Here is a 13,995-nt window from a genome sequence, read left to right as displayed (position 1 = left end):
AAGTTAGAATTCCTGTTATTTACCGGCCACTTTCTTTTTCACAGGAGCCTTGGCTGGTGTAGCAGGGGCTGCTGGGGCCGGTGGTGCCAGAGCTTTCTTAACATCGGCATCATTAGGATCTAATTCTAATACCTTGTTAAAATACTCCTTTGCTTTTGCGTCATCCTTTTTGGCCAGATTGTAAGATGCCAGGAATTTGTAAGAGGTTATCAAATTTTTCTGATAGCTCTGTTTTTTAGCAGCATCGGTTTCAGCTGAAGCCAGTTCTATGAATTTTTCATAGTATGGAACCGCGGCACCTGTCGATAGCGAAATAGCTGATGGATATGCATAGTAGGTCGACTGTGCGCGATAGTAATACGCTAAAGGATAAGTCTCTCCAGCGGTTTTCTCAACCTGCTGTGCCATTTGAGCAAACGCTGAATCAGCACGTAGGAAATACATTTGTCTAGCTACACGAATCTGAGCCGTATCCATAGGAGCAGCTGTTGTATCGCGACCAACCCGGAAACCATACTGGTAGTTAGCCAAGCCATTGAACAGGTAATCATTATTCAATGGCTTTTTGTCATTCTTAATCGTTTTGGCGTAATATTCAGCAGCCTTGTCGTATTTCTTATCATCGTAATACGTTTTAGCAATCTCACGATATAAGTTCTCCGTTGTGTCCATCGGCGCTGCTTTCTCCAGGTTCATAATACCTAATGAATCGCCTTGTGGAGTACCTAATTTAGCTTGTGCACGGCCCAGGTACTTATAATCATCAACCATCACTTTTTGAGGAGCTGCCGAAATGAAGCGATTTAAGGCGTCAATAGACTCCTGATTTTTACCCAAGGCAGAATATGCCCAGCCATACATCCGATCAATAATTGGGTTGTTAATTTTCCCTTTCAGCTGATCCAGATAAGAAACTGCACCCTGATAATCCTGTGCCAGGAATTTATACCGGGCTACATCAAGTAGCAATTCAGGATCGGTTGTGCCACTTTTTTGAATGTATAATTCGTAGTTCGAAGCAGCCGCTTTATAAGCCCGCGAATTTGCCAATGCATCGGCATAAGCACGATAGGTTGGCGCGAACTCAGCATCGTTTTGAATGGCTAGCTTAAAAAACTCCTGGGCTTTTGCATAGTTTTTGCCACGCAGGTACAAACGACCAATTTTATAGTTAGCCTCTGCTAGGGTTGGTTTTGCCGCCAACGCATTTTCATACTTCGTGATAGCGTTACCACCATCATTTTTCAGAAAGTAAGCATCACCCATGAGCATTTCAATCTCATCTTTATGCTCACCCTTTTTGTCCTTTTCCTGAGCCAGTGTTAACAATCGTAATGCTTCAGCTGGGTCATTTGTCTGATCAGACAAGGTATACATTTCACCAGACCGAATCAAAACAGCCTCGTCCTTACTCTTAGTTTGTGCAACAGCATTATCGATAAGCGATTTAGCCGTGCTACGGTCTTTTTTGGCCAGGGCAACACCTGCTAAACCAATATTATTTAATTGGTTTTTTTGATCGGCTGCTGCTCCTTTTTCAAAAACAGCTTTTGCTTTATCTGGCTGACCGCTTCTGAGATAATAATAACCGAGGTAAAACTGATTTTCAGCCGTAGGCGAACTGGTTGCTAATTGAGTTAGCGTTTGTTCTGCCTTAGTATATCGCTCAGCCTCAATATCCTGTAAGGCAGTTTGGAGATCCTGCGCCACTAAAGGAGTCGTTATGGTCGCCCCAACGAACAGGATGGTCAATAGCGACTGCTTCTGGTTGTTCATCATGTACTTCAAGTTGGAAATGAAAAAAAGGTTATGTGCTAGTTAAACAATTGACAAAACTAAAAAATTGCTGTTAAACCAAAAAAACTTCCTCATTTTGTCAGGTTTATGACCCGATCGTATGGTATTCTGGGCCAAAGTCCCAATTTATGAATGATTAGAGAACCTGCATCCCGGGCTATATAGTTTATCAGTCCTCCACCTAAGCCTGGATGCGTTTCGCGGCTCAAGATATACACAGGTCGCCGTAAAGGATAGCGCTGCATGCCTAAATCTTCCTGAAAAGGCTGAAAATAATCATCCCGTTTCGTCGGATTTACTTTTCCTGACACACCCATTACACGAAGGTCGCGGGCAAGTTCGACGGAAAGAGGTTCATCGCTATCACTAATCCAGTTAACACCAATAAAACCAAGTGCCGATGGGTTTTTACGTACAAAATCAATAACCTCCCGGTTGGAATGCGTCGTGAAAATGCGTAACCCCGTAACGTCCTTGATATTAAAAGTTTTTAATACAAACTCTAAATTACTAGAATTGTTATTGTCAAACACTAAGGTAATAGGACTATGCTGGTTAGCACCACTTAGCTGTCCCCATTGTTTTATCTGACCGCTAAAAATGCGTTGCAGTTCAGCCATTGTAATCAGGCTGTCTGTATTGGCCTTATTAATAATGAGTGCTACACCGTCGGTGGCGATTTTTTCGGTTGCTCCTTTTATTTTTCGTTGGTCAAGTACCGCCCGTTCGTTTGGCTTCAGCTCTCGTGTCGTAAAAACGATGCGAGCGCTATCCTGAAGCATCATATTGATTGCTTCCTGCTCAGGTTTAAATACGACTTTGAAATGGGTATTTGGATTAATGCCTGCATAAGCCTCGGTCAACTGAGTTACCAAAGGCTGAAATGATTCGTCGGCGGCAACGATAATACTACCTTGAGATGGATTATCTAGTGGCGGTTTGTCGTTTCCACAGCCCATTAATCCGACTAAAAATCCTATAAGTATTAAAAATCGGTTAGTCATTTTGCTGAAAGCCTTGATAAGCACGATACCCCCGAAAGGCGCCATAAATAAATAAAAGGATTCCCAGCCCATAGCGAAGCGGTCCAGTTTCGGGTAACATCCCAAAAGACTGAGAGGAGGCAATCAGTGCGATGCCTCCTCCCATATATGCCAGCGAGGCCAATACTGAAATATACAGCGTTAGCCGTGCTGGGCCACTATTTTGTCTGCGCATAGACGAATTATTCCAGCGTAAAGTTAATTGGCAGGTTATATTTTACCCGAACTGGCCGACCCGATTGCTTACCAGGGCGCCATTTAGGCATGCCTTTTACTACACGTTGTGCCTCTTCATCTGTACCAAATCCTAGTCCTTTCAAGACCTGAACGTCCTGAATACTGCCATCCGTATTAACTACGAAGCTTACAAACACACGACCCGAAACGTTAGCTCTTTGGGCAGCGGCTGGGTAGCGCAGGTTTTTGCTTAAGTATTGGCCAAGTGCTGCCATACCACCACTAAATTCTGGCTGTTGTTCTACCACCGTAAAAATTTCTTCTTCTTTTGGGGCAGCTTCAACGGCAACCTCTACCTTGGTTGGGGCTGCTGTTGCTTCAGGAGCCGCAATAACTTCTTCGGCATTTGGGTCACCTTCCTGCGTTTTTTCGGCAGCTACGGCTTCCTTCAGTTCCTCAACGGCTGGCGGTGGCGTTTCTTCGGGTACTTCCTCATCCGGTTTTACTTCCGGTGGAAGGAATTTCACCGTGTTCACTTTCGGCAATTCTACCGGCGGTGGTGGCGGTGGCGGTGGTTCATTTGGGTCAATTGGTGGCGGTGGAAGTTTCATCAAATCCACTTCTACCATTGCCTGCTCTTGTTTCTCCGGAGTTAGGGCACTAATGATCGTTGGAGAAAGAACACCCAGTGTAAACAACACACCACCAATAATGAGGGCACGAGTTACAGCCTTAGGATACGATTTCCGCAGATCATATGCACCATATGCTTTATGCCGGTTAGCAAACACGATATCGTCGAGTGTTGCCTGGGGATCAATTTCTGCCATGGTGTTATACGTCTAATTTTACTTTGTCTTTGAGAAGCTTTACTTCATCCGGCGTCAATACATCCACAAGGGCGTACCGTTTTAGCTTCGTAATAGCCATCTCATCAAGCACATCAACCATGTTTTTGTAGGTCGATAGTTTTGTCGGCTTAATAACGACGACAAACTTTTCACCCCCCACTTTTTTAACATTTTCCATCAGTGCCTGACGAAATTCGTAGCCATAACCGACCGTCTTTACCTCGGGGTCTTCACCGGCGGCTTTTCCAAAAATGTAATAGGCCTTGTTGTCTTTCCCCAGAAAGACCGTCATTACGTTGGAGGCCTTAATAGGCTCCGTTTCCTCGGTTTTTGTTTTATCCGGCACGTTGAGCGTCATCGAAGATGGCTTGCTCAAGGTAGTGGCCAGAATGAAGAAGGTAATCAGGAGAAATCCCAGGTCAACCATAGGCGTCATATCCACACGGGTTGACGCTTTTTTGGACCGAACCTTACCACCATCATGCTTACCACCACCACCGCCAGTATTAATTTCTGCCATGTTTTCTTAACAGATTCGCGTGGTGAAAATAAAATTTAGTTGCAATCGCTAGCTCGCTCAATCTGGCTTCCAACCGGCTGGGGGCGCTTCCGTTCCCGTAATCAGATTGAATTTGTTGATATTTTGCGCTTGTAGCGTAGCTAATACATTCTTGAATTCGGGGAATTTGGCAAGATTATCACCTTTCAGCGCAATTCGAAGACCGTTGTTAGCCTTACGGGCGTTGTAAACCCATTCTTTTAATTCATTTGTCGGACCTGCACCAGTCGTATCGGTTGGAATACCTGACTGCTTCACCTTAGCCTGCTGTTCTTTGGGCAAATTCAGATACGATTTCAGCTGAGCAATCGGTATTCCGAAGTTTGACATCAGGGAGAATTCCTTCTTCTCATTGTTTGTGAAGGTAAGTCCTTTAGCGGCAGCAATGTTATCCAGCATGGCAATGCGATTTTGCGCATTGTCGATACCGAAATACACTTTACCATCCCGACCAAGACCAATGGTCATGATGTCGCTGTCAGGGACTTTGATTCCAGAGATAGACGAAGGCGTTTCAATCGTGGCAGCATCCTGAGACCTAAACTGAGCGGTTAGGATAAAGAATGTCAGCAACAGAAACGCCACATCGCACATCGCCGTCATATCCACCGTGGAACTAGCGCGTTTTATTTTAACTGCTGGCATGAGTTATTTTGTTTCTTCCTGCCCGAAAAATCGGGCAGGTTGGTTAATGTACATCAACTGTGCTATCTCGGCTTAATAGTGAGCCGCAAAGTTTTGCTGAATGCTCAGACCGATCTCATCGATGTTATAGGTCAGCACGTCAATACGGCTGGTGAAATAGCTATACATAATCGTTGCGATAGCGGCCGTACCGATACCCAGAGCTGTATTTACAAGAGCTTCTGAAATACCAGTTGAAAGAGCACCCGTGTCAGGCTGGCCAGTGGCACCCATAGCTGCGAAGGCGCGAATCATACCAAGTACCGTTCCTAGCAGAGCGATCAGAGTCGAAACCGAAGCTAGCGTTGCAATAATGGTCAGGTTCTTTTCCAGCATTGGTAGCTCAAGTGTCGTTGCCTCTTCTACTTCTTTTTGCAGAGCAACTAATTTTTGTTCTTTGTTCAGTTCGGTGTCGGTAGCCAACTGCTGATATTTAACCAGAGCAGTTTTTACAACATTACCGATTGAACCTTTCTGACGATCGCACTCTTGAATGGCAGCAGCTACTTCGTTACGGTCGAGTTGGCTTTTGATTTTGCGAACGAAATCGTCAATTGAACCTGAACCATTAGCCCGGCCAATCGTGATGAAGCGTTCGATTGAGAATACCAGCACTGTCAGAAAACAGGTGAACAGAATTGGTACGATAAATCCACCTTTGTATACGGTACCGAAGTAGTCGCCTGGAAGTGGTTCTTTCGTGTTGTCACCTTCCTGAAAGTGGCTGCCATCACCGAAGACAAACATGTACGTCAGGATACCGATAATCAATAAAACCGGAATGACGAGCGCGGGGTTTAGGCCGCCTGATGACTTCTTTTTTGGTGCCGGTGCTTTGGCAGGTGCTGGAGAGGGAGTTTGTGTTTTCATTGGAACTGGACTGTAGGGTTAAAATTAAAAGTTGGTTTACCCGGTAAAAAAAGTGAAAAATTTAGACTCTTTAGGTTCGTCCAGCTAAAAATTTAGTAGAAATACCGTCGAACCTCCACAAAAATATGTGTTTTCCGCCAAAAACCACACAATCATGTATGTCAAATGTTTCACCCTTATTGTAATCCAGCAATAAATACTTGCACATATCCATTCTACTAGCGTTATTTTTGTTAAGAAGTCAGTAAGCTAAATCCTTGTTTTTCAACAATTGCCTATAAAGTACTCGTTAACCCATCGGATTGGTGATCATTCATGGAGGAGGGGCGTTGCTCATAAAATAATTGTTAAGATTGTGAAAAGGCTTTGGCAAACTCTGCTTATCCTTGTTTTAGTATAGATGCAGCAGGTTTGTGAATTCCATAAGCGTCTAAAAAAAATTGATAAAATTGTTGCACCAACGGATTTATAGCCGACTATAGAGCCGTGAGCGACACTACTAGATTGAGTCAGTAAAATTCACCAGCTTCCTATATGAAGCTATCCTCAAATCTAGCTTTTCAGTATATGATTGCACTGGAAACTGCTAAACCAAGATGATCGAACGCAAGTGGTTAATGTTGGCCTTCTGGGTGGCTTGCCTGATGGCAATCTGTTATGTAGTGACGACTTATTTGGATGATCCGCAAAGCCATTATTTCGGCCTTTTTGTGAATGTAATGCTCTTTATGGCTTGCGTCATGATGATTCGTAGACTATTGACCAAAGACTCTGATTAATTCTTAGAGACAATGCCCCTATTAGGCGAAGGTCGATCAAACGTTGATTAAACGCTGAAGAGAGAAAAAATGTACCCTTCAGAAGAGCTACCAGGCATTTCTCAGGCTTATACTCTTATATATAGTGAGTGATGTAACTTACTCAAGTTGAATTAAATCCATCAAATGCCATTAGAACCGCAGGTGCTGATCCTGAAAGAGTCAGCATTTACCAACCCTCATGAAAAGAAATAAATCCTGTATAAATACATCTTTTATTAGTCAATAATTTAAAATATATACACTTGTTGATCTAAAATATTATTTTAGATACCTTTTAGTAAATAATAAACATAAATAATTTACTACATAGATATATTTATTTCATAAAGGTAACTTCTAGTTTCCCTTTGCTAATTTATACAACCTTTATAATTTTCTGAACATGCAAGCTGTTGCCAATTCAAATGAATTGAAACTGCGGACTATCATGAAGAATGCCCCGCTGGGCTTAATTGAGATAAACCAGGCGGGGACTATTCTAGAAGCTAACTTATATGGTGAGGCTTGGCTCAAGGTGATTCGGTCCGCCTTCCATATAAAAGATGATAATCTCTTCATTCTCTTAGAACAGATTGGATTTACATCGCTTAATAAAATCCGCAACTTTCCACAAGCAGAAGGGCTCATACTCCTCAATGAATTAGTAAGCTTGTCTCTGCCTAATGATCTTCAAGCGACCCAGAAGTACTATACGTTTACGGTCACTAAGTTCGATCATGATTGTATCATGTTCAGTCTGGAGGACATTACCCAACGACATCTGGAAGATAAAAAACGACAGGATGCTGAACTGGGTAAAGCAATCGCTCAGAGTAAGCTGGAAATTGCCTCCGGCGTATTGCATGATATTGGTAACGCAGTTGTAGGCTTTGGCTCTTATTTAACCCGAATTCGACGGTCTGTCGATCAAAATAGCCTGGATAATCTAACTAATCTGACGCTGTTTATAGAACGCCAACAGGCTTCCATGGCAACAGCTATGGGTAGCGATAAAGCTGCTGCGGTCGTAACGATGCTTAAAGGAATTGCCCAAACTCAAAAAGATTCCCAACACGAGTTGCGAAAATACATTACTGAGCAACTTAACATTATTACTCATATCCAGGAAATTCTGGCCATTCAACGGCAATATGTAGCTGGCAATGATACGCAGGAACGAAAACCCGTTAATCTGCGCAGCGTTCTGAATGACTGTATGGCTATGTTATTCGCTTCCATTGACAAGCGAGGAATCGCCGTTTCGTTAGACTTGCCTGATGAAATGCCCATTCTGAAAGGGGATCGCACGAAATTGATGCAGGTTTTTCTGAATCTGCTCAAAAACAGTATTGAAGCGATCGATATAACGGCTAGTAATAAACTCATCACAGTTCGGATAGAAATTCAGTCTCCCTGGATGATTGTTACCATTCGTGATACCGGAAATGGGTTTAATGAAGAAACGGGTCAGGCTTTATTTACCCGTGAGTTCACCACCAAAACGTCGGGCTCAGGATTGGGGCTATATAATTGCAAAACTATCATTGAGAGCCATTCCGGCTCAATCCAGCTAACTAGCCCGGGACTGGGCCAGGGGGCGCTGGCAACCGTTCAGTTAGTAACGGAAAACTAATTCCTAAAACATTCTTATTGTAGATAATTCTAAAGATCGATGGGTGCTATGAACGATATTACCAATACCGCTGTGCTGGTTATTGATGACGAAGAGTTGGTACGTAATAATATTGAAGAGATCCTGGTTCCCCAAAAAAGTGCTCCAGAGGATGAACAGATGCGTTTAGCCGCTAGTTTGCTCTTTGATGACCCACAACCTCTGTTAGCCCCTCGCACCAGTAACATTCCCAATTTCACCGTTGATAAGGCCGCTAATGGTATGGAAGGCCTTGAGATGATCAAACGAGCGGTGGCAGCGGGGAGGCCCTATGCCGTTATCTTTCTGGATATGCGTATGCCCGGCTGGGATGGGCTTGAGACGGCCATCCATATTCGAAAATACGATAAAAAAGCTGAAATCATTTTTGTTACCGCTTATAGTGATCGATCACTTGATGAGGTTATTACCCAGGCGGGTCAGAATGTGGGCTACCACTGCAAACCCTATGCGGCTGAAGAAATTATCCAGCTAGCCACTAAAGCGATTGCGGATTATCACAAGCTTCGTAACCTGGAAGAGTTGATTGCCGATGTTTCCTCCATCAGCTTAAAAGGGCACCAATTGACGCATTTGTTACAAAATATCTTTCAGCAATTGACAATGCATTTGCAGACCGATATGGCGCTGCTAGGCAAGCTACACGAAGATTTTACCTACGAAAAACTCTTTTCGATTGGTACTGTAGAAGAGTCTGTCAACCTGGAACGTTTAACGGCTTTGGTTAAATCTGCGGCTACCAGTAATGAAGACGTAGTACAAGTAGAGGAACTGGTTCTTACCCGATTAGATGAATATACCCTATTTGCGGTGCTTAACAAACCAGAACAGATAAAAACAGAAAAGCTGTATTTGCTAAAACTCTATGTCCAGAATGCAGCCAAAGCAATCCGCAATGCCGAACTACATGAGGAGCTCCTTCAAAAAGAGAAGTTGTCAGCCATTGGCCAGGCCATGAGTATGATATTGCATGATTTGCGGGCTCCTTTAAATAATATTAAGATGATGACAATGATGCTTCGTCAGGAAAATATTCAGAGCGAATGGTTAGATTTAATCGATGAGTGTGGTCTACAGGCGACTCACCTCTTTACCGACTTTCTGGATTTTATTAAAGGGGCCTCTATTGAAAAGAAAGTTGTTGATGTTTCGGAACTCATTGAAAGTAGCCTGCAGCTAGTAATCGGCCAGTCAAACCGGGAATCTATAGTTATCCAAAAAGATATACCGAATAAGCTAATGCTGTGGGGCGATGAGAACAAGCTACGTAGGGTTTTTATCAATTTACTAGGCAATGCCGTAGAGATATTGGAAGCCTATAAGATAGTTGGGCCTAAAATAGTGATTACTGCCTGGGAGGAAATCCAGCAAGGACAGATCGTGCTAACGATTTCAGATAATGGCCCTGGCATCCCGAATGATATTCTCAAAACGCTCTTTAATCCGTTCGTTACCCGCCAGAAACAGAATGGAACTGGTCTGGGGCTGGCCATTGTCAAGCAATATATTAATGCACATGGAGGAGCTATATCAGTTGCAAATGAGCCGGGGGCAGTTTTTAATATTACTTTACCAATGGCCATATTGTCGCCACGGTTGAGTGTTGTACCGTCTGAAATAGATGCCGTAGCTGCTTATACTGACTAATGCTAAAAAGAAGTAGAAATAAATTGATTAAGAGTCAGGAAAAGTGCGGGGAAGAGCCTCATTCAACTAGATTACTTAGATGTTGGATAAGCATTCAGATCAATAATGAGAGAATTACATAGTGACCTTTGTTTAGTTTAAGGCCGCTAATGTTCTTTCGTGCTGATCTTGAAGCTCACGTAAACGCCGTTGAAGTCGTAGCTTTTCATTGGCAAGTTCTACGTTCAGTTGAAGTGAATGAGTCAACTGCTCCGCTTGCTGACAAAGCCGGTTGGTATAGTGCTGATCAATTAACTCTGCCTGACGGTCATACTGTTTATTTTGGAGGGTATGCTGAAGAATGTGAACGAAGTAGCCTACTCCAAAGGCGGCTAGTATAGCAATGTAAATCATGAGTCAAAAGACTTCTAAATAGAGGCTAAATATACGTCTGATTTTTTGTTTCTATTTTTACCTTTTAGTAAATATTTAATATATATAATTACAAATAAGGAGATAATGTATTTAATGATAGAGGTCTAAGGCAGTTCGATTTGAAAATAAGTACTGAAATCGGGCTGTTTTTAGTTAGTTAAGCGATCTAGTTAATATGTTACCATATTTAATAAATATCAACTTAATTTGTATCGAGAATGGTCAATAGTAAACTTGGCTATTCGTTGGAAAGAATGCAAAAACGCTAGACCACTTGAGTCTAGCGTTTTTTGTGTTAAGATATATAAATATAAACTTCTATTAATTCATACTGGCGAGATAACTGTCGACCAAATTGGGGTAGAGTCTTAAGATAGTTGACAGTTCACGCCAGTGGTCGCTCAAAAACCAGTGTAGTTCTAATGGTTCTGACTCTTCGATTTGCTCAAAGGCCATAATCATGACCATATCTTGGAGAGGATGGGCCTTTCGAATGACAAACTTTAATCCAAAATAAATTGCATTCAGCTCTGATTGGCTAAATTCTGATCCCCACTGCCGGGGTGGGATACCAGGGAAAACTACTTCCGTTGCAATCAACGTCTTGATATATTCTTTCAGTAAATGTATGTTTTTGGGAGAGGACATGGTGGTCGTTTTCATGCATGAAAACAATGCCAAAATCTTGCCAATTTGCGTTTTTATGGTATGAACGTGCGAATAATTGTCATGAATTTTTTTGAGACGTAAAAAACTGTAAATCTGTTTTTTATGTTTTATTATTAATGATAAATTATGGTTGACATTGGTTCTGCTCATGAACACATATTGCCTCACTTATCCCTACCTAAAAACAAAACAGCCACTCACAGAATTTGTAAGTGGCTGATAATCTTTGTCGGGAAGGCGGGATTCGAACCCACGACCTCTTGCACCCCATGCAAGCACGCTACCGGACTGCGCTACATCCCGAATTGGTCTGCAAAAGTAATGGATAATGGGTAATGTACAATGACTAATGATGTAATTTCTAGGGCAATCATTGGCCAGTGTACATTACCCATTACTCGTTAATTCCTACCAGTACCCTGTCTGGCGGGAGGAGGGGTGGAGCCTCGTTGCTGTTGCATCGGGTTAGGGCCTTGTGGACCAAACCGTTGCTGCTGTTTGAATAACTGGAAACGCGTTGGCTGCGCCGTGCGAGGGAATGAATTGTTTTCAGCATCGATATCCGCAATCTCCTGATAGGGATCAAGTGTCCACTGCGTTACTTTTTTGCTGGTGGTAATCACTTTCTTAATCGACACGTCATTGAAGCGCCATATTTCTGCAGGGTAACGAGCCACGGAATCTGTACCATCTTCGAATTGCATCCGAATGATAACAGGCATCGGTAAGCCACCTTTATTTTTTAATGATAAAGTATAGAAATTTTGTTTATCCGCAGCCTCGATTGCTTTCCGTTCATCTGGACTCAATGTCGCCAGATAATCCTGATATTTCTTTTTATCAGCCTCAGTAACGGCGTACGGATCGTAGCTATTATAGAAATCCTTCATGGTCGAATCTTTCGCAACAACCGTCTCGGCTTTAGTGGCAGCATCGCGTTGCTTGCTAATGGTACCAGCTCGACGTTGCGCTTCGGCTCGGGCTGCCGCTTTGGTTATTTCAGGGTTACCCGAATCAACCTGGAACCAATCTACTTCGACTAAATCCTGATCGACAGGCTCAACACCGTAGAACCAGCCTTTCCAGAACCAATCCAAGTCAACACCGGAGGCATCTTCCAACGTGCGGAAGAAATCAGCTGGTTCTGGCGATTTAAACGCCCAGCGACGCGCATACTCTTTAAACGCATAATCGAACAGCTCACGACCCATTACCGTCTCACGCAAAATATTAAGCGCTGTAGCAGGCTTGGCATACGCATTAGGTCCGAGGCTAATTACGTTGTCGGACGAGGTCATGATTGGCGATAATACCGACTTGTCTGACTTCATGTAGTCAACAATGTACTGGGGCTCTCCCCGGCGACTTGGGAAGCTATAATCCCATTCTTTCTCGGCAAGATATTGGCAGAACGTATTCAATCCTTCATCCATCCAGGTCCATTGACGCTCATCGGAGTTGACGATCATCGGGAAGAAGTTATGGCCAACTTCATGAATAATTACGCCAATCATACCCGCCTTAACCTGATCTGTATACGTACCATCAGCTTCTGGGCGACCACCATTGAACGAAATCATTGGGTATTCCATACCGCCACCAGCCGTGGCATGGCATGAAATGGCAACAGGGTAAGGGTATTTAATGGTCCGGTTGCCGTACGATTTCAGCGTATGCTCAACAACCCGGGTTGAATATTGTCCCCAAAGTGGGTTGCCTTCTTTCGCATAAAACGACATAGACCAGATTTTACGTCCATCACCGTAAACGTCGGTTTGCATAGCATCCCAGATAAAACGGCGGCTGCTCGTGAAGGCAAAGTCACGCACATTCGATGCTGTATACACCCAGGTTTTCTTACCTACTTTATCAGTCGGTTTAGCTTTTAGAGCTGCCTCGGCTTCATCCTGTGTTACAATGACAACGGGCGTTTTCGACGTAGCCGCTTGAGTCAGACGTTTCTGCTGGGTAGCCGATAACACTTGTTTGTAGTTTTGGCATTCGCCTGTAGCACCCACAACGTGATCGGCTGGGGCAGTGATGGCGACTTTATAATTACCAAAAATTAGCGTGAATTCACCCTGGCCCAGGAACTGCTTATTCTGCCAGCCATTTACGTCATTATAAGCGCATAGGCGTGGAAACCAGTGGGCGATGAAGTAGTTGTAGTTACCATCTTTGGCGAAAAACTCCATGCCACTCCGGCCATAATACTCCGTGACGAAATAATTCCAATCAATGTTAAATGAATACGCGCCACCGGGTTTCAAGCCTGCTGGCAGATCAATTCGCATCATTGTTTGATTGATGGTGTATTTGAGCGCCGTACCTGTTTTGGTATCTTTAACAGACGTAATATGATACCCAAATTTGTCAGATGCTTGCTGGCTACTACGTTCACGAACCGAAGTCAGGTTTTGCAACTGTGCGAAGCTCATGCCGCTTTCATTAACACCACCTGTGCGGGTCACGCTGCCGGTAGAGCCTTTCGCAAATAGGTTCTGATCGAGCTGGAGCCAGATGAAAGGCAACTCGTCGGTAGAGTTGTTATGATACGTAACGGTTTCCGAACCAATGATTTTCTGATTGGCATCGTCGAGTTCGACTTTGATGTCATAGTCTGCACGGTTCTGGAAATAATCTTTCCCAGGTGCACCAGAAGCCGTACGAAATGTGTTGGGTGTTGGCAACGTGGGCCCGAGCTGCTCAAAACGCGTGTTGGCGTTTTGAGTTGGGGTTTGTGGGGCCTGTGCTAATAAAACGGCTGACCATAAGCTAAGGCCAGTCATTAATAGTATTTTTTTCATTGTCT

Annotated in this window: 13 protein-coding genes and 1 tRNA gene; 3 read left to right on the top strand and 11 right to left on the bottom strand. The window is 43.5% G+C overall.

Translation table 11 applies throughout. The features are described from left to right. Positions 1–15: 15 nt before the first annotated feature. The 7 genes from GO755_RS06750 to GO755_RS06720 all read right to left on the bottom strand — a co-directional run bounded on the left by GO755_RS06750 (position 16) and on the right by GO755_RS06720 (position 5,981). Positions 16–1,779, bottom strand: coding sequence for a tetratricopeptide repeat protein (locus tag GO755_RS06750; protein WP_157583956.1), 1,764 nt, complete (start codon positions 1,777–1,779; stop codon positions 16–18). An 89-nt stretch (positions 1,780–1,868) separates the two neighbouring features. Further along, positions 1,869–2,801 (bottom strand): PstS family phosphate ABC transporter substrate-binding protein, encoded by a 933-nt coding sequence (locus GO755_RS06745; protein WP_157583955.1) that lies wholly within the window; start codon positions 2,799–2,801, stop codon positions 1,869–1,871. Beyond that, positions 2,794–3,015, bottom strand: coding sequence for a hypothetical protein (locus tag GO755_RS06740; RefSeq protein ID WP_157583954.1), 222 nt, complete (start codon positions 3,013–3,015; stop codon positions 2,794–2,796). The genes GO755_RS06745 and GO755_RS06740 overlap by 8 nt, the downstream gene beginning before the upstream one ends. A 7-nt stretch (positions 3,016–3,022) precedes the next feature. Continuing rightward, on the bottom strand, positions 3,023–3,847 hold the full coding sequence (locus tag GO755_RS06735) for an energy transducer TonB (protein WP_157583953.1): 825 nt from the start codon (positions 3,845–3,847) through the stop codon (positions 3,023–3,025). 4 nt (positions 3,848–3,851) lie between these two features. Then, positions 3,852–4,388, bottom strand: a complete 537-nt coding sequence (locus GO755_RS06730; protein ID WP_157583952.1) for an ExbD/TolR family protein — start codon at positions 4,386–4,388, stop codon at positions 3,852–3,854. A gap of 57 nt (positions 4,389–4,445) precedes the next feature. Then, on the bottom strand, positions 4,446–5,072 hold the full coding sequence (locus GO755_RS06725; RefSeq protein ID WP_157583951.1) for an ExbD/TolR family protein: 627 nt from the start codon (positions 5,070–5,072) through the stop codon (positions 4,446–4,448). Between the two features lie 72 nt (positions 5,073–5,144). Continuing rightward, positions 5,145–5,981 carry a MotA/TolQ/ExbB proton channel family protein gene (locus GO755_RS06720; protein WP_157583950.1) on the bottom strand — a complete coding sequence of 279 codons (837 nt, stop codon included), beginning with the start codon at positions 5,979–5,981 and terminating at the stop codon, positions 5,145–5,147. A 596-nt stretch (positions 5,982–6,577) separates the two neighbouring features. Between GO755_RS06720 and GO755_RS06715 the strand changes: the two genes are divergently transcribed. The 3 genes from GO755_RS06715 (at position 6,578) to GO755_RS06705 (ending at position 10,100) form a co-directional block, all read left to right on the top strand. Beyond that, on the top strand, positions 6,578–6,760 hold the full coding sequence (locus GO755_RS06715) for a hypothetical protein (protein ID WP_157583949.1): 183 nt from the start codon (positions 6,578–6,580) through the stop codon (positions 6,758–6,760). A 424-nt stretch (positions 6,761–7,184) separates the two neighbouring features. Further along, positions 7,185–8,414, top strand: coding sequence for a sensor histidine kinase (locus GO755_RS06710; protein ID WP_157583948.1), 1,230 nt, complete (start codon positions 7,185–7,187; stop codon positions 8,412–8,414). A gap of 48 nt (positions 8,415–8,462) precedes the next feature. Further along, positions 8,463–10,100: a hybrid sensor histidine kinase/response regulator gene (locus tag GO755_RS06705; protein ID WP_198174769.1), complete on the top strand. Its 1,638-nt coding sequence runs from the start codon at positions 8,463–8,465 to the stop codon at positions 10,098–10,100. Between the two features lie 132 nt (positions 10,101–10,232). Here the strand turns inward: GO755_RS06705 and GO755_RS06700 are convergent, their stop codons facing one another. The 4 genes from GO755_RS06700 to GO755_RS06685 all read right to left on the bottom strand — a co-directional run bounded on the left by GO755_RS06700 (position 10,233) and on the right by GO755_RS06685 (position 13,990). Next, a complete protein-coding gene (locus GO755_RS06700; protein ID WP_157583946.1) occupies positions 10,233–10,493 on the bottom strand; it encodes a hypothetical protein in 261 nt (86 codons plus the stop codon). A gap of 342 nt (positions 10,494–10,835) precedes the next feature. Then, on the bottom strand, positions 10,836–11,177 hold the full coding sequence (locus GO755_RS06695) for a hypothetical protein (protein ID WP_157583945.1): 342 nt from the start codon (positions 11,175–11,177) through the stop codon (positions 10,836–10,838). Between the two features lie 235 nt (positions 11,178–11,412). Beyond that, positions 11,413–11,486 (bottom strand) — tRNA-Pro (locus GO755_RS06690). A gap of 98 nt (positions 11,487–11,584) precedes the next feature. Beyond that, positions 11,585–13,990 carry a M1 family metallopeptidase gene (locus GO755_RS06685; protein WP_157583944.1) on the bottom strand — a complete coding sequence of 802 codons (2,406 nt, stop codon included), beginning with the start codon at positions 13,988–13,990 and terminating at the stop codon, positions 11,585–11,587. Positions 13,991–13,995: the final 5 nt, after the last annotated feature.

Origin of the sequence: Spirosoma arboris, from assembly GCF_009754945.1 — a bacterium.
In the GTDB taxonomy this organism is placed as follows: domain Bacteria; phylum Bacteroidota; class Bacteroidia; order Cytophagales; family Spirosomataceae; genus Spirosoma; species Spirosoma arboris.
Note: the sequence above shows the minus strand (reverse complement) of the source record. Positions and strands in the feature narration are given on the sequence as shown.

Bases quoted from the DNA above. Each gene is read 5' to 3' on its own strand.
- GO755_RS06750 (WP_157583956.1), bottom strand. From the start codon at position 1,779: ATGATGAACAACCAGAAGCAGTCGCTATTGACCATCCTGTTCGTTGGG.
- GO755_RS06745 (WP_157583955.1), bottom strand. From the start codon at position 2,801: ATGACTAACCGATTTTTAATACTTATAGGATTTTTAGTCGGATTAATG.
- GO755_RS06740 (WP_157583954.1), bottom strand. From the start codon at position 3,015: ATGCGCAGACAAAATAGTGGCCCAGCACGGCTAACGCTGTATATTTCA.
- GO755_RS06735 (WP_157583953.1), bottom strand. From the start codon at position 3,847: ATGGCAGAAATTGATCCCCAGGCAACACTCGACGATATCGTGTTTGCT.
- GO755_RS06730 (WP_157583952.1), bottom strand. From the start codon at position 4,388: ATGGCAGAAATTAATACTGGCGGTGGTGGTGGTAAGCATGATGGTGGT.
- GO755_RS06725 (WP_157583951.1), bottom strand. From the start codon at position 5,072: ATGCCAGCAGTTAAAATAAAACGCGCTAGTTCCACGGTGGATATGACG.
- GO755_RS06720 (WP_157583950.1), bottom strand. From the start codon at position 5,981: ATGAAAACACAAACTCCCTCTCCAGCACCTGCCAAAGCACCGGCACCA.
- GO755_RS06715 (WP_157583949.1), top strand. From the start codon at position 6,578: ATGATCGAACGCAAGTGGTTAATGTTGGCCTTCTGGGTGGCTTGCCTG.
- GO755_RS06710 (WP_157583948.1), top strand. From the start codon at position 7,185: ATGCAAGCTGTTGCCAATTCAAATGAATTGAAACTGCGGACTATCATG.
- GO755_RS06705 (WP_198174769.1), top strand. From the start codon at position 8,463: ATGAACGATATTACCAATACCGCTGTGCTGGTTATTGATGACGAAGAG.
- GO755_RS06700 (WP_157583946.1), bottom strand. From the start codon at position 10,493: ATGATTTACATTGCTATACTAGCCGCCTTTGGAGTAGGCTACTTCGTT.
- GO755_RS06695 (WP_157583945.1), bottom strand. From the start codon at position 11,177: ATGAAAACGACCACCATGTCCTCTCCCAAAAACATACATTTACTGAAA.
- GO755_RS06685 (WP_157583944.1), bottom strand. From the start codon at position 13,990: ATGAAAAAAATACTATTAATGACTGGCCTTAGCTTATGGTCAGCCGTT.